17 protein-coding genes and 1 tRNA gene are annotated in these 20,299 nt (G+C 72.1%); 5 read left to right on the top strand and 13 right to left on the bottom strand.

Translation table 11 applies throughout. The features are described from left to right. Position 1 precedes the first annotated feature (1 nt). Positions 2–2,272, bottom strand: coding sequence for an MMPL family transporter (locus IEY91_RS33820; RefSeq protein WP_189176915.1), 2,271 nt, complete (start codon positions 2,270–2,272; stop codon positions 2–4). A gap of 165 nt (positions 2,273–2,437) precedes the next feature. Next, positions 2,438–3,031, bottom strand: coding sequence for a TetR/AcrR family transcriptional regulator (locus tag IEY91_RS33815; RefSeq protein ID WP_189176914.1), 594 nt, complete (start codon positions 3,029–3,031; stop codon positions 2,438–2,440). Between the two features lie 246 nt (positions 3,032–3,277). Here IEY91_RS33815 and IEY91_RS33810 point away from each other — a divergent pair, with 246 nt between their 5' ends. Together IEY91_RS33810 and IEY91_RS33805 are read left to right on the top strand one after the other, a co-directional pair. Next, positions 3,278–6,544, top strand: coding sequence for a S41 family peptidase (locus IEY91_RS33810; protein WP_189176913.1), 3,267 nt, complete (start codon positions 3,278–3,280; stop codon positions 6,542–6,544). A 95-nt stretch (positions 6,545–6,639) separates the two neighbouring features. Next, a complete protein-coding gene (locus tag IEY91_RS33805) occupies positions 6,640–6,846 on the top strand; it encodes a hypothetical protein (protein WP_164324052.1) in 207 nt (68 codons plus the stop codon). Between the two features lie 92 nt (positions 6,847–6,938). Here the strand turns inward: IEY91_RS33805 and IEY91_RS33800 are convergent, their stop codons facing one another. Genes IEY91_RS33800 through IEY91_RS33790 form a run of 3 tightly spaced genes read right to left on the bottom strand, consistent with a single transcriptional unit; the run spans position 6,939 to position 10,323 of the window. Continuing rightward, positions 6,939–7,820, bottom strand: a complete 882-nt coding sequence (locus IEY91_RS33800) for an SDR family oxidoreductase (RefSeq protein WP_189176912.1) — start codon at positions 7,818–7,820, stop codon at positions 6,939–6,941. Beyond that, positions 7,817–8,776, bottom strand: coding sequence for an alpha/beta fold hydrolase (locus IEY91_RS33795; RefSeq protein WP_189176911.1), 960 nt, complete (start codon positions 8,774–8,776; stop codon positions 7,817–7,819). Before IEY91_RS33795 ends, IEY91_RS33800 begins: the two co-directional genes overlap by 4 nt. Next, a complete protein-coding gene (locus tag IEY91_RS33790; protein ID WP_189176910.1) occupies positions 8,773–10,323 on the bottom strand; it encodes a flavin-containing monooxygenase in 1,551 nt (516 codons plus the stop codon). Before IEY91_RS33790 ends, IEY91_RS33795 begins: the two co-directional genes overlap by 4 nt. Positions 10,324–10,475: 152 nt before the next feature. On the opposite strand from IEY91_RS33790, the gene IEY91_RS33785 reads away from it, so the two are divergent. Beyond that, positions 10,476–11,243 carry a MerR family transcriptional regulator gene (locus IEY91_RS33785; protein WP_373288079.1) on the top strand — a complete coding sequence of 256 codons (768 nt, stop codon included), beginning with the start codon at positions 10,476–10,478 and terminating at the stop codon, positions 11,241–11,243. Positions 11,244–11,262: 19 nt separating this feature from the next. Here the strand turns inward: IEY91_RS33785 and IEY91_RS33780 are convergent, their stop codons facing one another. Both IEY91_RS33780 and IEY91_RS33775 read right to left on the bottom strand, forming a co-directional pair. Beyond that, a complete protein-coding gene (locus IEY91_RS33780) occupies positions 11,263–12,276 on the bottom strand; it encodes a DUF6528 family protein (protein ID WP_189176909.1) in 1,014 nt (337 codons plus the stop codon). 194 nt (positions 12,277–12,470) lie between these two features. Continuing rightward, the gene (locus IEY91_RS33775) at positions 12,471–13,262 is read right to left on the bottom strand and encodes an exodeoxyribonuclease III (RefSeq protein WP_189176908.1); all 792 of its coding nucleotides are present in this window, start codon (positions 13,260–13,262) and stop codon (positions 12,471–12,473) included. Between the two features lie 103 nt (positions 13,263–13,365). On the opposite strand from IEY91_RS33775, the gene IEY91_RS33770 reads away from it, so the two are divergent. Next, a complete protein-coding gene (locus IEY91_RS33770; protein ID WP_189177008.1) occupies positions 13,366–13,845 on the top strand; it encodes a GNAT family N-acetyltransferase in 480 nt (159 codons plus the stop codon). Between the two features lie 96 nt (positions 13,846–13,941). Here the strand turns inward: IEY91_RS33770 and IEY91_RS33765 are convergent, their stop codons facing one another. Genes IEY91_RS33765 through IEY91_RS33755 form a run of 3 tightly spaced genes read right to left on the bottom strand, consistent with a single transcriptional unit; the run spans position 13,942 to position 16,459 of the window. Next, positions 13,942–15,189 (bottom strand): ATP-binding protein, encoded by a 1,248-nt coding sequence (locus tag IEY91_RS33765; RefSeq protein WP_189176907.1) that lies wholly within the window; start codon positions 15,187–15,189, stop codon positions 13,942–13,944. A gap of 6 nt (positions 15,190–15,195) precedes the next feature. Continuing rightward, positions 15,196–15,693, bottom strand: coding sequence for a hypothetical protein (locus IEY91_RS33760; RefSeq protein ID WP_189176906.1), 498 nt, complete (start codon positions 15,691–15,693; stop codon positions 15,196–15,198). Between the two features lie 16 nt (positions 15,694–15,709). Then, the gene (locus IEY91_RS33755; RefSeq protein WP_189176905.1) at positions 15,710–16,459 is read right to left on the bottom strand and encodes an FMN-dependent NADH-azoreductase; all 750 of its coding nucleotides are present in this window, start codon (positions 16,457–16,459) and stop codon (positions 15,710–15,712) included. A gap of 83 nt (positions 16,460–16,542) precedes the next feature. On the opposite strand from IEY91_RS33755, the gene IEY91_RS33750 reads away from it, so the two are divergent. After that, complete coding sequence (locus IEY91_RS33750) at positions 16,543–17,487, top strand: sigma-70 family RNA polymerase sigma factor (RefSeq protein WP_189176904.1); 945 nt, start codon at positions 16,543–16,545, stop codon at positions 17,485–17,487. Positions 17,488–17,644: 157 nt separating this feature from the next. Here IEY91_RS33750 and IEY91_RS33745 read toward each other — a convergent pair whose 3' ends face one another. The 3 genes from IEY91_RS33745 to sepX form a co-directional block, all read right to left on the bottom strand. After that, positions 17,645–18,616: a quinone oxidoreductase family protein gene (locus tag IEY91_RS33745; protein ID WP_189176903.1), complete on the bottom strand. Its 972-nt coding sequence runs from the start codon at positions 18,614–18,616 to the stop codon at positions 17,645–17,647. 720 nt (positions 18,617–19,336) lie between these two features. Next, positions 19,337–19,410: transfer RNA gene (locus IEY91_RS33735), tRNA-Ala, on the bottom strand. A gap of 91 nt (positions 19,411–19,501) precedes the next feature. Further along, the coding region (gene sepX, locus IEY91_RS33730) for a divisome protein SepX/GlpR (RefSeq protein WP_444545481.1) at positions 19,502–20,299 on the bottom strand (798 nt) is incomplete at its 5' end.

Below are 20,299 nucleotides of genomic sequence, written 5' to 3'. Positions count from 1 at the left end.
CTCAGACGCGTACGAGCTCCCGGTCCGCGTCCGGGTCGGGGTCGCCCTGCTCGGCCGGGGTACGAAGCCCCTCCCCCTCGACGTCCACGTTCGGCAGCACGCGGTCAAGGCGCTTCGGCAGCCACCAGGCCTTGCGCCCGAGCAGCGCGAGCACGGCCGGGACAAGCGCCATGCGCACGATGAACGCGTCGAAGAAGACGGCGATCGCGAGGCCGAAGCCGATCATCTTGACCATCTGCTCGCTGGAGCCGATGAACCCGGCGAACACCGCGATCATGATGACCGCCGCCGCGGAGACGACCCGCGCCCCGTGCTTGAACCCGGTGACGATCGCCTCGTGCGGGCTCTCGCCGTGGACGTACGCCTCCCGCATCCGGGTCACGAGGAACACCTCGTAGTCCATCGCCAGGCCGAAGACCACGCCCACCATGAAGATCGGCATCATGCTCATGATCGGACCGGTCTGCTCGACGCCGAACAGCGAGCCCAGCCAGCCCCATTGGAAGACCGCGACCACGGCGCCGAGCGCGGCGAGCACCGAGAGCAGGAACCCGAGCGCCGCCTTGAGCGGGACCAGGATCGAGCGGAAGACCACGATCAGGAGCAGGAACGCGAGGCCGACGACCAGCGCCAGATACGGAAGCAGCGCGTCGTTGAGCTTCTGCGAGACGTCGATGTTCATGGCCGTGGTGCCGGTGACCATGACCTCGGCGCCGCCGTCCGCCTGGACGGTCTTCGCCTCGCCGCGGATCTCGTGCACCAGGTTCTCGGTCTCGGTGCCGCTGGGCTTGGAGGACGGCACGACGCTGATGATCGCGGTGTCGCCCGCCTTGTTGAACTGGGGCGGGCTCACCGTGAGCACGTCGTCCAGGCCGGCGATCTTCTTCTGTACGTCGGTGGCCTCGCCCTTGGCGTCGGCGACGCCCTTGAGGTCGCTGACCACCATCAGCGGACCGTTGTAACCAGGACCGAACCCGTCCGCGATGAGGTCGTAGGCCTTGCGCTGGGTCGTGGACGTGGGCTGCGCGCCGTCGTCGGGCAGTCCGAGTTCGAGCTGCGAGACCGGCAGGGCGGCGGCGCCGAGGCCGAGGATGCCGAGCAGCAGGACGGCGACCGGACGACGGGCCACGAAGCGGGCCCAGCGGGTGCCGAGGTTCTCCTTGGCCGGGGTGCTCCCGTTGGCAGCGGCGCCCGCGCCGGAGGCCATGTCCACGCCGGACTTCTTGGCCTTGCGGCCGCCGAGCAGCTTGCCCTTCTCCCCCGCGGGCTTGACCTTCCTGCCCGCGTACCCGAGCAGCGCCGGGATCATCGTGAGCGCGATCAGGACGGCGATGGCGACGGTGCCCGCCGCGGCGAAGCCCATCTTGGTGAGCATCGGGATGTTCACGACCGCGAGCCCGACGAGGGCGATCACGACGGTCAGACCGGCGAAGACGACGGCCGACCCGGCCGTGCCGACGGCGCGGCCGGCCGCGTCCTCGCGCTCCCTGCCCTCCGCGAGTTCGGCGCGGTAACGGGAGACGATGAACAGCGCGTAGTCGATGCCGACCGCGAGGCCGATCATCATCGCGAGCGTCGACGTCGTCGTACCGAGGTCGAGCGCGTTGGCGAGCGCGGCGATCGAGGAGACGCCGATGCCCACGCCGATCAGCGCGGTCAGCAGCGGAAGCCCGGCCGCGACCAGCGAGCCGAAGGTGATGACGAGCACCACGGCCGCGACGGCGATGCCGATGATCTCGGTGGCGCCGGTGTGCGGCACGGCCTGCAGCGCGGCACCGCCGACCTCAACGGTCATCCCGCCGGTGCGGGCGTCGTCGGTGGTCTTCTCAAGGGCGTCCCGGCTGTCGTCGGTCAGCTCCATGGAGGTGACCTTGTACGTCACGGACGCGTAGGCCGTCGTGCCGTCCTTGGAGACCGTCTTGGCCACGAACGGGTCGGCGGCCGAAGCCACCTCGTCCGAGCTGGACTTGAGCGCGGTGACGGTCTTGCTGATCGCGGCCTTGTTGGCCGGGTCGGTGACCTTCTCGCCGCCCGGCGCCTTGAACACCACGCGGGCGGTGGCGCCGTCGGCGCTCATCTCGGGCACGCGCTTGTCGAGCAGGTCGAAGGCCTTCTGGGCCTCCGTCCCCGGGACGGAGAAGGAGCTGGACGCCGCGGTGGGCGCGGACGCCGCGCCGACTCCGGCGAGGGTCAGCAGGGCGACCCAGATCAGGGCGACGAAGTGCCGTCGCCTGAAGGACAGTCGGCCTAGTTTGTACAGGAATGTGGCCACGGGGAGTGCTCCCGGTCGGGTCGTGGTGGCTGATGGCTTCTGAGCAGGGGTGATCGGCCCAAGGGCAGGGGTGATCAGTCCGGGGGGGCAGGAGTGATCGGCCCGACGACGTGAGCGGCCGTGTCAGGTGGAACTGGGTTGGATTTGCTGGGAGTTGAGGGTCGGTCAGAGGCCGAGGGCGGGGAGGACCACGGCCTTGAGGTACCTCTGCAGGAACTCCTGGTCGGGCAGGCGCTCCTCGACGATTTCCCGGGCCACGAAGCCGCCGACCAGCATGTGGATGACGTATTCCAGCGCGGGGTGATCGGCGGCGATCTCGCCGCGCGCGACGGCGCGGCGGAGCAGCTCGTTGAGACCGGTGATCTCCGGCTCGATCAGCAACTGCCGCATCGCCTGGTGGAGTTCGGGGTTTCCGTGGATGGCGTGGAACAGGCCCCGCATCAGCGCCTGGTCCTGCTCCATCTTGCAGTCGTCCTGGCGGGACACCATCTGCAGGAGGTCCCCGCGCAACGACCCGGTGTCGATGTCGGCCGCGGACACCGGCTTGTTGTGCCGGAGGGCCCGCGCGACCAGTTCCGCCTTGCCGCCCCACTGGCGGTAGAGCGTGGCTTTGCTGGACCGGGTGCGGGTGGCCACGGCGTCCATGGTGAGCCCGTCGTACCCCACCTCACGAAGAAGATCGAGCACGGCTTCGTACAGCTCGGCCTCACGCTCGGGCGTGATCCGACTCCGCCGCGGCGACGTTGCCACTTCGGCCATGTGCCGGCTCCTTCCCGATGAGGCGATTCCACGGTTCCACCGTGCTGTGCCCCAGACTCTACGCGACCAACTAACGAAACGAAACAGTTTCGTACGTGTCCAGCGCCACACTCATCAGCCGGTCCGGCGCGGGAGGCAAAGTCAGCCCGTCCGGCGTTTGAGGACGAGGCCCGAAGGGCCGAAAAGGGGGAAAGGGGCGAAGCCCCATAAGTTGCCGCGGCTTCCGGCACGGAAAAGCATGGGGAGGTGACCCAGGCCTACCTACGTTTCCCGCACGTAAGCGGCGACCACCTCTGCTTCGTAGCAGAGGACGACCTTTGGGTGGCCCCCCTCACCCCGGAGGGCGCCCCCGCCGACCGCGCCTGGCGGATCACGGCGGACCGCACAAAGCTGGGGCACCCTCGCTTCTCCCCCGACGGCAGTCACATCGCGTACACGACCTGGCGCACCCTGGACCCCGAGATCCACCTGGCACAGGTGACAGGCGGGCCCGCGCGCCGACTGACGTACTGGGGCTCCACGGACACCCGCGTCTGCGGCTGGTCGCCCGACGGCCACATCCTGGCCGTGTCCTCGCACGGCCAGCCCTTCTCGCACTTCTGCTGGGCCTACGACGTGCCCACCGACGGCTCCCCCGGCGGCAAGCTGCCCTGGGGCCCGGTCCACCACATCGCCGTCCTGGACGTGGAGGGCGACCGCAAGACGCTGCTCCTGACCGGCAAGCCTCCGCACGAACCGGCCGCCTGGAAGCGTTATCGCGGCGGCGCGACGGGCCGTCTGTGGCTGCACGGCGAGCGGCTGCTCGAAGAGCTCGACGGGCACCTGGACGCGCCCATGTTCGTGTCGGGCCGCATCGCGTTCCTCTCCGACCACGAGGGCGTCGGCAACCTCTACTCCTGTCTGCCCGACGGCACCGACCTGCGCCGCCACACCGACCACGACGCGTTCTACGCCCGGCACGCGGCGAGCGACGGCACCCGCGTCGTCTACCAGTGCGCGGGCGAGATCTGGCTGGTGGACGACCTGGCCGCCGACTCCGTACCGCGCCGCGTCGACGTCGAGATCGGCGGCCCGCGCGCGGGCAGACGCACCTACCAGGTCCCCGCCGCGCAGCACGTCGACGCGCTCTCCGTGGACACCACGGGCCGCGCCAGCGCCGTCGTCGTACGCGGCAGCCTCTACTGGCTCACCCACCGCGACGGTCCCGCCCGCACCATCGTCGACACCCCGGGCGTGCGGGTGCGGCTGCCGGAGATGCTGGGCACGGGCGGGCAGGTCGCGTACGTCACCGACGCGGAGGGCGAGGACGCGATCGAGATCGCGTATCTGCCGCGGGCCAGCGGCGACCGCGAGCCGCGCAGGCTGGCGAGCGGGCAGCTCGGCCGGGTGCAGGAGCTGGTCTCGGACCCGGACGGCGAGCGGCTCGCGATCGCCTCGCACGACGGACGGCTCCTCCTGGTCGACGCGACCGAAGACTCCAACGGCGAGGTCACCGAGCTCGTCCGGTCCGTCAACGGGCCCGTGCGCGATCTCGCCTTCTCCCCCGACGGGGCCTGGCTCACCTGGTCGCACCCTGGCATCGGCAGATCCCTGCGGAAGATCAAGCTGGCGCGGATCGAGGGGCCGGGCGCGCGCACCATCATCGACGTCACCAACGGCCGCTTCGAGGACGAGAACCCGGTCTTCACCCGTGACGGCCGCTATCTCGCCTTCCTCTCCTGGCGCGGCTTCGACCCCGTCTACGACGTGCACACCGGCGACCTGTCCTTCCCGCTGGGCTGCCGCCCCCATCTCGTACCGCTGTCGTCCGCGACGCCCTCGCCCTTCGCGCTGCTGCCCGACGGGCGGCCCGCGGCGGGCGGGCTCGACCCGGACGCGGACGGCGGGGAGGGCGAAAGCCCGGGGGACGGGACCGTGACGGTGGAGGCCGAGGGCCTGGAGAGCCGGGTCACGCCCTTCCCCGTGGCGGCCTCGAAGTACTCGGCGCTGTACCCCGTCAGCGGCGGCGGCCTGGTGTGGCTGCGCTGGCCGATCTCGGGCGCGCTCGGCGAGACCTTCGTCAACCCCGCCGACACCTCGGGCCGGCCGACCCTCGAATACTTCAACATCACCAAGGCCAAGAAGTCCGAACTCGTCGACCACCTCGACTGGTTCGCGATCAGCGGGGACGGCACGCGGCTCGTGGTCGTGGACGAGGGCGACCTGCGGGCCGTGCCGTCCACCGAGTCCGGCGACCTCGACTCCACCGTCTGGATCGACCTGCGCCGCATCCTGCACGACGTCGACCCGGCCGCCGAGTGGCGGCAGGCCTTCGAGGAGGCGGGCCGCCTCATCCGCGCCTACTTCTGGGAGCCGGGGATGTGCGGCATCGACTGGGACGCGGTGCTCGGCCAGTACCGGCCGCTCGTGGAACGCGTCGCGTCCCCCGACGAGTTCGCCGATCTGCTCCGCGAGGTCCTCGGCGAGCTGGGCACCTCGCACGCGTACGTCACCGCCGCGCGGCGCAGCGAGGGGCCGCCGCACTACCAGCGCGCGATGGGGCTGCTCGGCGCCAACCTGGCGTGCCGGGAGGAGGGTTGGGTGGTCAAACGGATCCTGCCGGGCGAGTCGTCCGACTCCAAGGCGCGCTCGCCCCTTGCCGGCGCGGGGATCCGGGAGGGTGCCGTGCTCACGCACGTCGACGGGCGGCCCGTGGATCCGGTGACGGGTCCCGGTCCGCTGCTCGCGGCGGCGGGCGGTACGACGGTGGAGCTGACGTTCCAGCCCGCCGAGGGAGAGGGGCGTTCCCGGCGGGTCGCCATCGTGCCGCTCATCAACGAGCGGCCGCTGCGATACCAGGACTGGGTGGCCAAACGGCGCGATGTCGTACGGGAGTTGAGCGGCGGCCGGTGCGGCTATCTGCACATCCCCGACATGGGCGGGTCGGGGTGGGCCCAGTTCAACCGGGACCTGCGGCTCGAGGTGTCGCTGCCCGCGCTGCTCGTGGACGTACGCGGCAACGCGGGCGGCCACATCAGCGAGCTGGTCGTGGAGAAGCTCACCCGGAAGATCCTCGGCTGGGACCTGACGCGCGACGCCCAGCCGGTGTCGTACGCCTCCAACGCCCCCCGCGGCCCGGTCGTCGCCCTCGCCGACGAGGCGACCTCCTCCGACGGCGACATGATCACGGCGGTGTTCAGGCTGCTCGGGCTCGGGCCCGTGGTGGGGCAGCGGACCTGGGGCGGGGTGGTCGGCATGACGGGGCGGCACGCGCTCGGCGACGGGACCGTCATCACGGTGCCGATGAACGCGGCCTGGTTCGACGCCTACGGCTGGTCCGTGGAGAACCACGGCGTCGAGCCGGACCTCGCGGTGCTGCGCACGCCCCTCGACTGGGCGGAGGGGCGGCACGCCCAGCTCGACGACGCGGTGCGGGTGGCCCTCGACCTCCTGGAGAAGCACCCCGCGGCGGTGCCGCCGGGCTACTCGGACGTGCCGGACCGGAGGCGGCCGGGGCTGCCTCCACGCTCCTGAGATACGCAGGGTCACTGATCGAAATGCGCGGTATGTCCACGCGTGTTTATCTGGTCGAGGCCCAATCCCCTCACCCACAACGGGAGTGACAAAGCATGGGCATCAAGGACCAGTTCCAGAACAAGGCCGAGGACCTCCGCAACAAGGCGCAGGACGCCATGGGCAACGCCAAGGAAGAGGCGAGCGAGCGCTCCTCGCAGGCCAAGGAGAAGGCCAAGGACCGCCGCTCCGAGACCCCGGACGAGGCCCAGCGCGCCGCGCAGGAGGCTCAGGACAAGTTCAACCAGGACTACGACGCGTAGCCGTTGCACTTGGCGGAACAGCAAGCGGGGCTCCCCCGATCCACCGGGCGAGCCCCGCTTCGCGCGTTCCCCTACGGGGGCAACCCGCCCCCCTAGCCGCGCCCCCGGCGAGCATCCGCGTCAGCGGTGCCCCCCGCCCCGACAAGGCCGGTCGAAACCTCCCCGAGCCGAGGCTCGAACCTCCGCATCTCCCGTTGGCCGACCCCCGCGATGATCCCCGGCAGATACGGCCGAAGGCCCTGCATGCCCCGCAGCCACCACTGCGCGTACACGTGCGCGGAGCGCCGCTCGATCCCGGCGACGAGCCGGTCGACGGCCGGTCCGAGCGGGTACGTCTTGTTGGACGGCCACGGCAGCCGCGAGCGCAACTCCCGCATGACGTCGTCCTGGTCCGCCCCGCGCACCATGTCGGTGTCCGTCCAGGACAGGTACCCGACGCCGACCTTGACGCCCTTGTAGCCGACCTCGGCCCGAAGGGCGTGCGCGTACGCCTCCACGCCCGACTTGGACGCGCAGTACGCGGTCATCATCGGCGCGGGCGTCAACGCCGCGAGCGAGGCGATCTGGAGGAGATACCCGCGGCTCTCCATCAGCACGGGCAGGAACGCCCGCGCCGTCACCGCGCTGCCGATCAGGTTGACCTCGATGACCCGCCGCCAGGCGACGGGATCGGAGTCGAGGAACGGACCCCCGCTCGCCACCCCGGCGTTGGCGACGACGGCGTCCACCTTCCCGAAGCGCTCCTTCACCTCGGCCGCCACCCGAGCCATCGCCTCGTGGTCGGTGACGTCGGCGTACCAGTAGTCGCCGTCGGTGTGCAGCCGCTCGCAGACCTGCTTCAGCTCGGCCTCCTCCAGGCCGACGAGCGCGACCCGCGCACCCCGCGCCGACAGCTTGCGGGCGAGCTGCTCGCCGACCCCGCGCGCCGCCCCCGTGACGACGACGACCTGTCCGTCCAGGCTCACCTTGCTCACGCGCCCTCCCTCTCCATCTCCCGGCCGAGTCCCCGTTTCCGGTCCCGGACCACGTACGTATCGGCCAGTTCAACGATCCGGCCGGTCACCACTTCCGGCGCCTCCACGGGCGTCATGTGCCCGACGCCCGTCAGCTCGGTCAGGCCCAGGCAGCGCGGCAGCGCGGCCGCGATCCGGCGGGCGTGCACGATCGGGGTCATCCGGTCGGCGGTGCCCGCGATCACGGCGGTCGGCGCGGTCAACTCGCCGAGTCCGGCGTCCAGATAGAGCTCGTCCAGGACGTGCGCCCAGCGATAGCGCACCACGCGCGGGCACGCGTGCACGATCCGCGCGCACACCTCGACCCGCTCGGGGGCCGAACCGGGCCCCATCGTCGCGTACTTGAGGGCCCGCCGGGCCAGCGGCGTCACGGGCCCGAGCGGAGCCCGCGCGCCCAGGACCCGGCGCGTGAGCCGCGTCCGCAGCCCGCCCGCGCGCAGCGGCACCACGGTCGACTCGGAGACGAGCCGCGAACTGCCCGTGCTGCAAAGGAGCACCGCCGCCGCGTGCTCCCGCACCCCGGGCCGCCCGGCCGCCGCCATCAGCGTCATGCCGCCCATGGAGTGCCCGACGAGCACCGCGGGCTCACCGGGCGCGAGGGTCGCGGCGAGCACGGACTCCAGGTCGTCGGCGAGCGCCCGCGTGCCGTACCCGGCGGGCTCCAGGGGCGCCTCGGTGCGCCCGTGCCCGCGCTGGTCGTAGGCGATCACGCGGTACGTGCCCGAAAGGGCCCGGATCTGCGCCGCCCAGAACGCCGTGGAGCACGTCCAGCCGTGCACGAGGACGACGGCGGGCGCGTGCTCGGCGCCGTGCACCTCGACGTGGATCCGGGCACCGTCGGCGGACACGGCGGTCAGCTCGTGCGCGGGCACCGGCGGCTCGTAGGGCCCGCCGCGGACGTGGGTGAGCCTGCTCATGCCGTGGCCCTCACCTTCGTGGACTTGCCCTTCCGGGCGGTACGCGACCAGGGTTCCGCGTCCGCCTCTGGGGCGCGCGTGACCTCGTACTCGGACAGGTCGACGCGGCGCGTGGCCGTGCGGAACTCCGTCGTCGTACCGGGCCAGACCGTGGTGTTGACGCCGTTGGCGTCCAGGTACCAGCTCGTGCAGCCGCCGGTGTTCCACACGGTGCGCTTCATCCGCTCCTGGACGCGGTGGTTCCAGGCCTCGACGGCGGCGGGGCGTGGGGCGAGCGCGGTGCGGCCGCCGATGACGTTCAACTGCCGCATGTAGTCGGCGAGATAGTTGAGCTGGGACTCGATCATCAGGATCATCGAGGAGTTGCCGAGGCCGGTGTTGGGGCCGATGACGGTGAAGAAGTTCGGGAAGCCCGCGGCGGTCGCGCCGCGCAGCGACTTCATGCCGTCCTTCCAGGACTCCATCAGCGTCTGGCCGTCCGCGCCGACGACGCGTTCGGCGATCGGCATGTCCGTGACGTGGAATCCGGTGCCGAAGATGATCGCGTCGACCTCGGCCTCGGTGCCGTCGGCGGCCACGGCCGTGGACCCGCGCACCTCGGCGAGGCCGCTGGCGACCACGTCCACGTGGCGCTTCGCGAGCGCCGGATAGTAGGAGTTGGACAGCAGGATCCGCTTGCAGCCGATGCGGTACGTCGGCGTCAGCTTGGCCCGCAGCTCCGGGTCCTTGACGGACCGCTCCATGTTCCGCTTCGCGATCCGCTCGATGAGGCCGAGCTCGTCGGGCCGCTTGGTGAACGCCTGCACCTGGAGCTCCCGGATGCCCCACAACAGGCCCCGGCGCGCGTGCGTGGTGAACGGCAACTGCCGGTGCAGCCAGCGCTCGGCGCCGCTGATCGCCCGGTCCGCGCGCGGAAGGACCCACGGCGGCGTGCGCTGGAACAGCGTCAGTTTCTGTACGTCGCGCTGGATCTCCGGCACGATCTGGATCGCGGAGGCCCCGGTGCCGACCATGGCGACGCGCTTGCCGCGCAGGTCGTAGTCGTGGTCCCAGCGGGCCGAGTGGAAGACCTTGCCCGGGAAGGTGTCCAGGCCCGGGATGTCGGGCGTCTTGGGGTCCGAGAGCGGTCCGGTGGCGGAGACGACGACGTCGGCGGTGAGCTTCCCGGTGCTGGTCTCGATCAGCCAGCGCAGCTCGTCGCCGTCCCAGGTCAGCTTCCGCACCTCGGTGTCGAGGCGGATGTGCGGGCGCAGCCGGAAGGTGTCCGCGACCCGCTCCAGGTAGTCCCAGATGTGCTCCTGCCCGGAGAACGTGCGCGGCCAGTCCGGGTTGGGCGCGAACGAGAACGAGTACAGGTGGGACGGCACGTCGCAGGCGCAGCCCGGATAGCTGTTGTCACGCCATGTGCCGCCCACCGCGCCGGCCCGCTCCAGGACGACGAAGTCGGTGACGCCCTCCCTGCGCAGCCGGACGGCGGCCCCGATCCCGCCGAAGCCGGACCCGATCACCGCCACCCGCACGTGTTCCACACGTTCGCTCCCGGCCATGCCGACGCCTCCCGAGAAGTGACTCTGCCAGTAAGCACTGGCACAATCGGGAGCGTAGAACAGTCGCGTACTCATGGGTAGGGGTCGGGCGACGAAAGTTACCGGCGGTACGGACCCGGCGTGACAGGACCGTCCCGGCATAGGCTGCTCACGTGGCGGACGAAGGAGGGGGCGCAGTGGCGGACACGGCGGCGAGCGCGGCGGGCCCTGTGCGAGGCACGGCTCCCGTACGCGAGTACCGCATGGAGGAGCTGGCCAAGGAGGCCGGCATCACCGTGCGCACCGTCCGCTTCTACCGCGAGCGCGGGCTCATCCCGCCACCGCGCCGCGAGGGCCGCATCGCCTGGTACGACGAGCACCACCTGGCCCGCCTTCGCACCATCGCCGCCCTCCTGGAGCGCGGCCACACCCTGAACGGCATCGCGGAGCTCGCCGAGGCCTTCGAGCAGGGCCGCGACGTGGCCGAACTCCTCGGCATGGGCGGCCCGTCGGAGGAGACCCCGGTCCGCCTCACCCCGGAGGAACTGGCCGACCGCTTCGCCGGCGAGGTCACCCCGGAGAACCTGTCGGCGGCGCTCGACCTCGGCTACCTCGGCACCGACGGCGACGAGATCGTGCACGTCAGCCACCGCCTGCTCGACGCCTCAACCACCTTGGTGCGCAAGGGGATTCCGCTCGCGGCGGTCCTGGAGGCGGGCCAGCGGGTCCGCGAACACGCCGACGCGCTCGCCGAGTTGTTCCTCACGGTCGTCCGCACGCACGCGCCCGACAACCCGGACGTCGGCGTCGAGATGCTGCGGCCGGTCGCCAAGGCGGTGGTGGAGGCGGAGCTTTCGCTGGCCCTTGACCGGCGCCTGGCGGACGAGAAGCCGGACGAGAAGCCGGACGAGGAACGGGACGGGAAGCCGGACGAGGCCTGACCCCCGCCCGAGGGGCCGCTCAGCGCGGCAGCCACCAACGCGCCTTGTAGATCCCGCCGTTGACCAGCGTGTACGCGGCCGCGGGCCGGTGCACGCTCACCTTCGTCGTCCACCAGGTCTCTTCGAGCCCCTTCTCCGGGACGGTGCTGAGGACCTGCCCGGTGCGCGGGTCGTTGCCGACGGCCTTCACCGACGCCCGGTCGATCGCCTCGCTGCCCGCGTAGTTCCGTACGAAGGTCCCGTGCCGCTGGTCGTACTGGTACACGGACGCGTTGGTCGTCACCCACAGCCGCCCCGGCCGCCCCGCGACCGGGAACAGGTCGTGGCCGCCCGCCGTCTTCCCCGGCACGGCGACCGGCAGCGGGGTCACCGATGCCCGCGTCAGCGTGGGCCGCGCGGAGGTCCCGCCGACCTCGTACGCCACCAGGTCGTCGTCGCCGATCGCCCACAGCACCCGGCGCGCGCGGTCCCAGTGCAGGCCGTGCGCGCCCTTGAGCCCGTCCTCGGCGTACCGGGTCGCGTCCGGGCCGAGCGAGGCGGCGTACACGCGCACCAGCGCGCCCGTGCTGCACGCCACCGCCACATTGCCGTCCGGCAGGAGCTCCGCGCTGTGCGGGTTGAACAGGTCGTCGCCGGGGCCGAGCGCCGCGCCCCAGTAGCGCCGCCCGGTCGGGTACTCGACGGCGGCCACGAACCCGAACGACGCGGTGGTCAGCACGAGCGCCCGCTTGCGGTGCACGCGCACCTTCGCCTCGCACGGGTACACCCAGCTCACGTCCGGCCGCAGGTCCTGGTAGCGGGGGTCGCCGAGCGGCGAGAACTGCCAGCGCACGACGCCCGGTTCGGCCGCCGGGTCCCAGACGCGGCGGCGCGGGTCGAGCACGAGGATGCGCTTGCTGGCCTGCTCGGTGAGGAGGACGGGCGGGGTGCCCGGGGGGATGCCGGGGCCGGCGGCGTACGGAGACGACGCGGCGGAGGCGTACGCGGCACCTACGGGCAGCGCGCCCACCACAGCGCCCGCGGCACCTGCCAACAGCCCTCGTCTGGAAAAACCGGCAGACATGAAGTACCCCCGCGCGACCGACAGTTGGCGCGCCCATCATGACGAGGGGCGCGCCCGCAATCTGTCACGCCACGCGGCGGCCGGACAGTCCTCCGCCGGACTTTTCGCCGCGTCTTGGCCGGGGCGTCGCCGAGTGGCCCACTCGTGGACGACGGCCGGGCGGCCTACTCGTAGACGACCGTCACCGGCGCGTGGTCCGACCAGCGCTCGGCGTGCGTGGCGGCGCGCTCGACGTGCCCCTTGACGGCGCGTGCGGCGAGGCCCGGCGTCGCCACGTGGTAGTCGATGCGCCAGCCGGTGTCGTTGTCGAAGGCGCGGCCGCGGTAGGACCACCAGGAGTAGGGGCCCTCGACGTCCGGGTGCAGCGCGCGCATCACGTCGTCGCCGAAGCCCTCGAAGACCTCGGACATCCAGGCCCGCTCCTCGGGCAGGAACCCGGAGTTCTTCTTGTTGCCCTTCCAGTTCTTGAGGTCGGCCTCCTGGTGGGCGATGTTCCAGTCACCGCAGACGAGGACTTCACGCCCGTCGGCGGCGGCACGGGCCTTGAGCCCCTTCAGGTACGTGAGGAACTCCCCCATGAACCGGATCTTCTCGTCCTGCCGCTCGGTGCCGACCTCGCCCGAGGGCAGGTAGAGGCTGGCGACGGTGACGCCGGGCAGGTCCGCCTCGACGTAGCGCCCGCTGCCGTCGAACTCCGCAGAGCCGAAGCCGACCTGCACCCGGTCCGGCTCGCGCCGCGTGTACAGGGACACTCCGGCGCGGCCCTTCGCGGCGGCCGGTGCGTGCGTGACGTACCAGCCCTCGGGGTCGCGCACCTCCTCCGGCAGCTGCTGCGGCTCGGCGCGCACCTCCTGCAGACACAGCACGTCCGCGCCGGTCCCGGCGAGCCACTCCACGAAGCCCTTCTTGGTGGCGGCACGCAGGCCGTTCACATTCACGCTGGTCACTGTGAGCATCCCGGCACGATACCGGCACACTGGTAACGCCTGAATCACGCCACCGCCCTACACGATCCTGCATAGAAGTACGATGGAGAGCATGAACATGCAGCACGCGCAGCTGAACATACGTCCCGTCGCCTTCGACCACCCGGACGCGATCAAGCTGAACGACCGCGTCCAGCTCGAGTACGCCGAGCGCTACGAGGACGAGGGCGACGTGACGCCGCTGGCCGCGTCCATGTTCAAGCCGCCGTACGGCCTGTACCTGATCGCGTACGACGACGCGGGCACGCCGCTGGCCACGGGCGGCTGGCGCGTGATGGACGAGAACGGCGAGGGGTACGCGGACGGCGACGCCGAGATCAAGCGCATGTACGTCACCCCGGAGGCCCGGGGCCTCGGCCTCGCCCGCCGCATCCTCGCGTGCCTGGAGGACGACGCCCGCGAGGCGGGCCGCGCCCGCATGGTCCTGGAGACCGGCACGAAGCAGCCGGAGGCGATCTCCCTCTACACCTCGAGCGGCTACGAACCCTGCACGCTGTTCGGCCACTACCGCTTCTCCCCGCTGAGCCGCTGCTACGCGAAGCCGCTGCGGTAGCCGCGCAGGGGCGGCGGGCGCTGCCCGTACGGGGGCTCCGCCCCCTGGCCCCCCGTATCGCCGCTTCGCGGCTCGTCCTCAAACTCCCCCAAGCTCTTAATGAGCAGGGAGGGACCCCCTTGACGGGCTGGATTCTCCGGCCCCGCCGAGGTCCAGCTCCGCCAACGCCCCACCCCCTGCCGGGTTGGAGAACCGCAACCCCGCCCCCAGCACCTTCGCCTGCCCCACAGCGATCGTGAGCCCAAGCCCAAGACCCGCCCCCTCCGCCCCCGTGCGGAACCGCTGCGGCCCGCCCGAAAGCAGCCCCTCCGGAAACCCGTCCCCGGAGTCCCGCACCCCCACCACACCCCCGTCGACCGTGACGACCACCGGCCCCCGCCCATGCCGCAGCGCGTTGCTGACGAGGTTCACGAGCACGCGCTCCACCCGCCGGGGATCCGTCTCCACCTCCACGTCCCGCACCACCCGCACCCGCACCTCGTCCCCATCTGCACCGCCAGCCCCCACAACCCCCGCGACAGCCCTCCGCACCACCTCCCCCACCCCGCACACCTCGGCCCGCACCTCCTCACTCGCACTGTCGAGGCGGGCCACCTCGATCACGTCGTCCACCAGCTCCCGCAACCGCCCCGCGGACTCCCGTACCAACTCGGCGGGCCGCCCCGGCGGCAGAAGGCCGGCCGCCGTCACCATCCCCGCCACCGGCGTACGCAGCTCGTGCGCGATGTTCGCGGTGACCTCCCGCTCGGCCTGGAGCCGCCCGGCAAGCGCGTCGGCCATGGTGTTCACGGCGGACGTCAGCTTGGTGATCTCGTCCTTGCCGTGCAGCGGAAGGCGGGCCGTGAGGTCCCCGTCGGCGATGCGCTGCGCGGTGTCGGCGGAGGCGGTGAGCCGCCGCCCGAGCCGGGTGGCGACGAGCAGCCCCGCCACACACGCGAGCGCGGTCCCGATCGCCCCGGAGATCCACAGCACCCGGTCCAGGTCGCGTACGGTCTCGGCCTCGCGCTCATAGGGCCGCTTCAGCGCGACGGTCTCGTCGCGGTACCGGCTGGCGGCCCACATCTGCGGAAGCTTCCCGCTCCGGTCCAGATAGCTGCCCCACTTCCCCTTGCGCACGGCGTCCGCGAGCGGCTGCGGCAGATCGGGCGGATCGATGAGCGTACGGTCGCCGTCGATCCCGGCGGCATGGTCCTGCACGGCGGTCTGCAGCCGGTCCCCGGCCTGGCTGCGCGCGCTCGCGTACTGCGCCTCGACCGTCCGGTGGTGCACCAGGAGCCCGATGACGACGGAGACCACCGCGGCCGTGCCCGCGATGGCGATCCCGATCTTCGTCCGCAACCCCATGCCGCCTCAGAACTCCGGCACCATCAGCCGGATCCCCTGGAACTGCACGTTCACCGCGGCGGGCGGCAGCGCCTCGGGCCGGACCGGCTCGACGGTCGCCCGCCGGTAGTACGCGGCCGCGTCCTGCCGCTCCACCCCGCTGAGCGTGAGCGTCGCGTCGTACGGCTCCCGCGAGCAGCCGGGCAGACACCAGGTGCCGCTGAGCCGTCCGGTGGCACGCGCGGTGGGCCCGCCCCAGTCCTTCCAGCGCAGCGACGACATCGCGACGTCGTCGGTGAGCCCGATGACGGCCGGCTTCTGCAGCGGCGAGGCCAGCGCGTCGGCGACGTACACCGGACCGCTGATCCGTGTGGGCCGCAGCGCAGGACCCTCGACGTACAGCCCGCCGTGCTCCGCGCAGCCACCGGCCAGCGCGGCCGTCAGCGCCGCGCCGCAGAGGACGGCGGCGGCCCTGACGGGACGGCTGAGGCGACTGAGACGACGGCTGACCGGACGACTCCACACCCCTCAAATGTATCGATCAGGACATTTCACACATGTGGAGAGCGGGCGGACGGCCGCCGTAAGGACGTACGGCCAGCTCGGCCACCGCCTCCCGCGCCGCCGCCAGCGAGTCCGCCGCCAGGTCCTGGAACCGGGCGAGCCCGGGAATGTCCCCGGCCCGCGTCAGCTCGGCCCGCACGACGTGCAGCTCGTCCTCGGCCACCCCGAGATTGCCGAAGTACGCCCGCAGATACGGCACCTGGAAGTCGCAGTCCGCGCGCGGCGTCCCCGGCCCGTACCCGCCCCCGCACGCGGCGACCACCACGACCCGCGTCCGCTCCAGCAGCGACCGCCCGCTGTCGGGGTCGGTGTACGCCCCCGGGAAGGACACCCGGTCGATCCACGCCTTCAGCGCGGCGGGCACCCCGAAGTTGTACATCGGCACCCCGATCAGCACCGTCCCCGCCTCCCGCACCTCCGTGACCAGCGGCAGCGTCCGCGCCCACTCCCGCTCCTCCTCGACCCCCTCGGCCAGCGCCGCCACCTTCTCCAGCGGTACGACCCCCTGCCGCTCCACCCGCGTCCCGAGCCCCACGAACCCCGACCCCACCAGCGGCACCGGCTCGGCGACCAGGTCCCGGTAGCGGTACCCGGCGTCCCCGTACCGCTCCCGCCAGACCCGCGCGAACAGCCCACTGAGCCGCCGCGTCACGGACGCCTCCTCACGCCGATCGGCACTGGAGTCCAGATGCAGCAGAGCCCCGTTCACGCCACTCACGTCACTCATCCCACTCACTCCTGTCACATTGATCCGGTCGCGTACGTCAGTACGTCGTCGAGGTGACGGAGCAAGCCGGGGAAAGGTGACCGATGGACGAGCCGGCCGAACTGGCGGACCGCTTCGAGGCACAGCGCGGGCGACTGCGCGGTGTCGCGTACCGCATGCTCGGCTCGCTGGCCGAGGCCGACGACGCCGTCCAGGAGACGTGGCTGCGCCTCGCCCGCACGGACGCCGGGGCAGCCGACGGTGGCGAGCGGATCGAGAACCTGCCGGCCTGGCTGACGACGGTCGTCTCCCGCGTCTGCCTCGACATGCTGCGTACGCGCGCGTCCCGCAGGGAGGACTTCGTCGGCGGCCAGGTCCCCGACCACATCGCCGCGGCCGAAGCACACTCCCCCGAGGAGGAGGCCCTCCTGATCGAGTCGGTGGGCCGCGCCCTGCTCGTGGTCCTGGACACCCTGACCCCGGCGGAACGCGTCGCCTTCGTGCTGCACGACTCCTTCGCCGTGCCGTTCGACCGGATCGCGCCCATCGTGGAACGCTCGACGGCCGCCACGAAGAAGCTGGCGAGCCGCGCCCGCGGCAAGGTCCGCGGCACCCAGGCGACCTCGACGACCCCGGCGACCTCGACGACCTCGACGACCTCGACGACCTCGACGACGGAGTCGGCCCCGCACCGGCACGTCGTCGAGGCCTTCCTCGCCGCGGCCCGAGGCGGCGACCTGGACGCCCTGCTCGCGGTCCTGGCCCCCGACGTCGTCCGCCGCGCCGACCCGGCCGCGCTCCCCCTGGGCGCCGCCACCGAGATCCACGGCGCCGCGGCCGTGGCCCGCGAGACCGTCCTGCTCACCCGCAACGCCCAGCACGCGGCGCTCGCCCTGATCAACGGCGCCCCCGGCATCGTCGTGGCCCCGGGCGGCCGTCTGCTCCTGGCCCTCACCCTCACCGTCGACTCCGGCAGGATCACCTCGTACGAAGTCATCGCCGCCCCGGCCCGACTGCGCGAACTGGACCTCGCCGTCCTGCCGGAGTGAGCCCGCCGAAGAGGCGAGTGCCCGCCGACTGCGGCCATCGAGGCTGTTTGCGCCACAGCCCGCCCTCAATTCGGCCTGTGCCCCGACCATGCGCCGCCCGCCTGAGTACGGAAGCGGAAGCCACGTTCCTACAGGTCAGTCAATTCCGTCGGTTGCCCTAGGGGATGACGAGTAGCTTGCCGGTGGTACGCCGAGCCTCCAGATCGCGGTGAGCTTGGGCGACCTCGGTGAGCGGGTAGCGGGCCGTCACGGTGGTCTCAAGCGCCTTGGTGCGCACCAATTCGAGCACGTCGGCGGCGCGCCGGAGCAGCTCGGACCGGTCGGCGATGAAGTGCCCGAGGCTTGGCCGGATCAGGGTCAGCGAACCGCCCTGGGCGAGCCGGATGGGGTCGAAGGGCGGCACTGCACCACTCGCGGCGCCGAAGAGCACCAGGTGGCCGCGGGTTCGCAGGCTGGCGAGGCTCGCATCGAAGGTGTCCCTGCCGACGCCGTCGAAGACGACAGGCAGGCCCTGGCCGCCATGGAGCCGCTTCACCTCGGCCGCGAGATCGTCCACCGCAGAGTAGAGGATCACCTCGGCGGCCCCGGCGCGCCGTGCCAGCTGGGCCTTCTCCGGAGTCGAGGTCGTGCCGATCACTCTGCCGCCGAGATGGGTGATGAGCTGGGTCAGCACAAGCCCCATGCCGCCGGCGGCAGCGTGCACGAGCACCGTGTCGCCTGGCTGGACCGGGTAGGCGTCCTTGACGAGGTAGTGCGCCGTCATGCCCTGCAGCAGCACGGCGGCGGCGGCCTCGAAGTCGACGCCGTCGGGCAGGGGCACGAGCCGGGAGGAGTCCACGACGGCCTGCTCGGCATAGGTGCCGGGAATCTCCACCCAGCCGACCCGGTCTCCCACAGCGACGTGGGTGACGCCGGGTCCAACCTCGAGGACCGTGCCCGCGCCCTCAGTGCCCGGGGTGAAGGGCAGCGGGAGGGTGTACCGGCCCTGGCGGTGGTATACGTCGAGGAAGTTGACGCCGGACGCGGCGACCTCCACGACCGCCTGGCCCGGGCCCGGCGTCGGTTGATCAATGTCGACCAGTCGCAGCACCTGGGGACCGCCCACTTCGGAAACCTGAATCGCTCGCATGACCCCTCCTGAAACGGCTGACTTCCCTCACCAACTCCGGTCGTGGCGATCCGATTCCCGCTCGCGGTGAGGTGTCGTAGCCGTCTCGTGCCCACGTGGGAGAAGGGTGCCACCGACGGAATGGGCCTGCTCAGGTGACGCAACGCGGTCGACGGTCGGCCGGGCATCACGGCTCTGCCTGCGCTCGCACCGCAGCTGGCTCCCGTTAGCGGTCATCACCCGGGATCGCGAACACAGCTGCGCGGGATCGTCGCCTGGCGAAGGCCACGTTCCTGCAGGTCAGTCAAGCCACCACCTGCAGCGATCAACTTTGCTGACAGCCGCAAGCGGGCCGCCCACCCCGCCGCCCGTCCGACCGTCCAGCTCCCCGAGAAGGAACGGCTTGCCCTCCCGCCGGCGGACGAACTGCCAGACGTCTGCAGCAAGTCCGACATCAGCGTTCCCGCCGACGCCGACGCCGACGGCGACCGCAGGACCGCGAAGTTCCGGCAGGATCACCACAACCTCACCAAGGCCTGGCCCACCGCCTACAAGCCCATCCGCTCCCACAACGAGGGCATCAACGGCCGGCTCAAGAGCGCCGAGATCGACCGATCGCCGTCATCGCTCACCCCGAACAGCCTCGAACAGACCTGGGAAACGACGAAGATCCCGCCCGATCTTCCGATCGGACGGGATCTCGTCAACCGACCTTGAGCTATCTCAAGAACGGCCGTGCAGTGGACCTGTGGGGATTTGAACCCCAGACCCCCTCGATGCGAACGAGGTGCGCTACCAGACTGCGCCACAGGCCCTTGCAACGAGTGAAACTCTAGCATCCCCATCCGGGTGCTTGGAAATCCGTTCCTGGCTGGTCAGGGAGGCGGGCCGACCCGGGCGCGTGCCTCACTCGTTGGCGGCGCGCGGGCGCTTGCCGGTGCCGTCGTCGTACTGGTCGAACAGCGGGGTGCGGCCGCGCTCGCGGGAGCGGCGGGCGGAGGCGGCGCGGCGTGCGTCGCTGCGGCCGCCGTCGGCCCCGCCCTCGGAGCCGTCGGCCTGCGCCTCCTCGGCGGGGGCCTCGGCGTGCTGCGCGGACTCCCGGGCGGCGGCGGACCTGCCGGCCGGTTCGGCGGCGCTGGAGCGGGCCGAGCTCCAGGTGTCGGGGGCGCCCAGGTCGACGCTGCCGGTGGCGCGCGGGGCGACCGGCGCGGTCACGTACGTCGGCAGCGGCACCGGGACCGGGTCCCAGCTGTCGCTGCGGCCGGGGCCGTGCTGGCGCTCGCGCTGCTGGTCGACCCACTCGGCGTGGTCGGTCTGCTCGACGAGGGCGCGCCGGTCGGCGGCCAGCGCGGACAGGCCGGTCTCCGACTCCGGGGCGGGCTCCTCGGCGGCGGGCTCGGCGCTCGCCTCACGCCCGCGCGGCTGCCGCTCACGCAGCCGCCGCGCGGCGGCCTCGGCGCGCTGGCGGTCCATCGTGTACGTGAAGCGGCGGCGCTCCTGACGGCGGAGATAGACGATGTACGCGCTCAGCAGCGCGGCCGGCGCGGCGGGCGCCCACAGGAGCCCGAGGCCGCCGACGGCGGCGACGACCGTGCCGAGCGTGAAGGCGACGAAGAGCATGACGGTCGTACGGCGGCGGCGCGCGAGCACCTTGGTGCGTCGGGCCCGCGCGGCGGCGTCGGCCGCGGCGGCGCGGCGGGCGGT

This window comes from Streptomyces lasiicapitis (assembly GCF_014646335.1).
GTDB lineage: Bacteria > Actinomycetota > Actinomycetes > Streptomycetales > Streptomycetaceae > Streptomyces > Streptomyces lasiicapitis.
Note: the sequence above shows the minus strand (reverse complement) of the source record. Positions and strands in the feature narration are given on the sequence as shown.

Bases quoted from the DNA above. Each gene is read 5' to 3' on its own strand.
- IEY91_RS33815 (WP_189176914.1), bottom strand. From the start codon at position 3,031: ATGGCCGAAGTGGCAACGTCGCCGCGGCGGAGTCGGATCACGCCCGAG.
- IEY91_RS33805 (WP_164324052.1), top strand. From the start codon at position 6,640: ATGGGCATCAAGGACCAGTTCCAGAACAAGGCCGAGGACCTCCGCAAC.
- IEY91_RS33795 (WP_189176911.1), bottom strand. From the start codon at position 8,776: ATGAGCAGGCTCACCCACGTCCGCGGCGGGCCCTACGAGCCGCCGGTG.
- IEY91_RS33790 (WP_189176910.1), bottom strand. From the start codon at position 10,323: ATGGCCGGGAGCGAACGTGTGGAACACGTGCGGGTGGCGGTGATCGGG.
- IEY91_RS33775 (WP_189176908.1), bottom strand. From the start codon at position 13,262: ATGCTCACAGTGACCAGCGTGAATGTGAACGGCCTGCGTGCCGCCACC.
- IEY91_RS33765 (WP_189176907.1), bottom strand. From the start codon at position 15,189: ATGGGGTTGCGGACGAAGATCGGGATCGCCATCGCGGGCACGGCCGCG.
- IEY91_RS33755 (WP_189176905.1), bottom strand. From the start codon at position 16,459: ATGAGTGACGTGAGTGGCGTGAACGGGGCTCTGCTGCATCTGGACTCC.
- IEY91_RS33750 (WP_189176904.1), top strand. From the start codon at position 16,543: ATGGACGAGCCGGCCGAACTGGCGGACCGCTTCGAGGCACAGCGCGGG.
- IEY91_RS33745 (WP_189176903.1), bottom strand. From the start codon at position 18,616: ATGCGAGCGATTCAGGTTTCCGAAGTGGGCGGTCCCCAGGTGCTGCGA.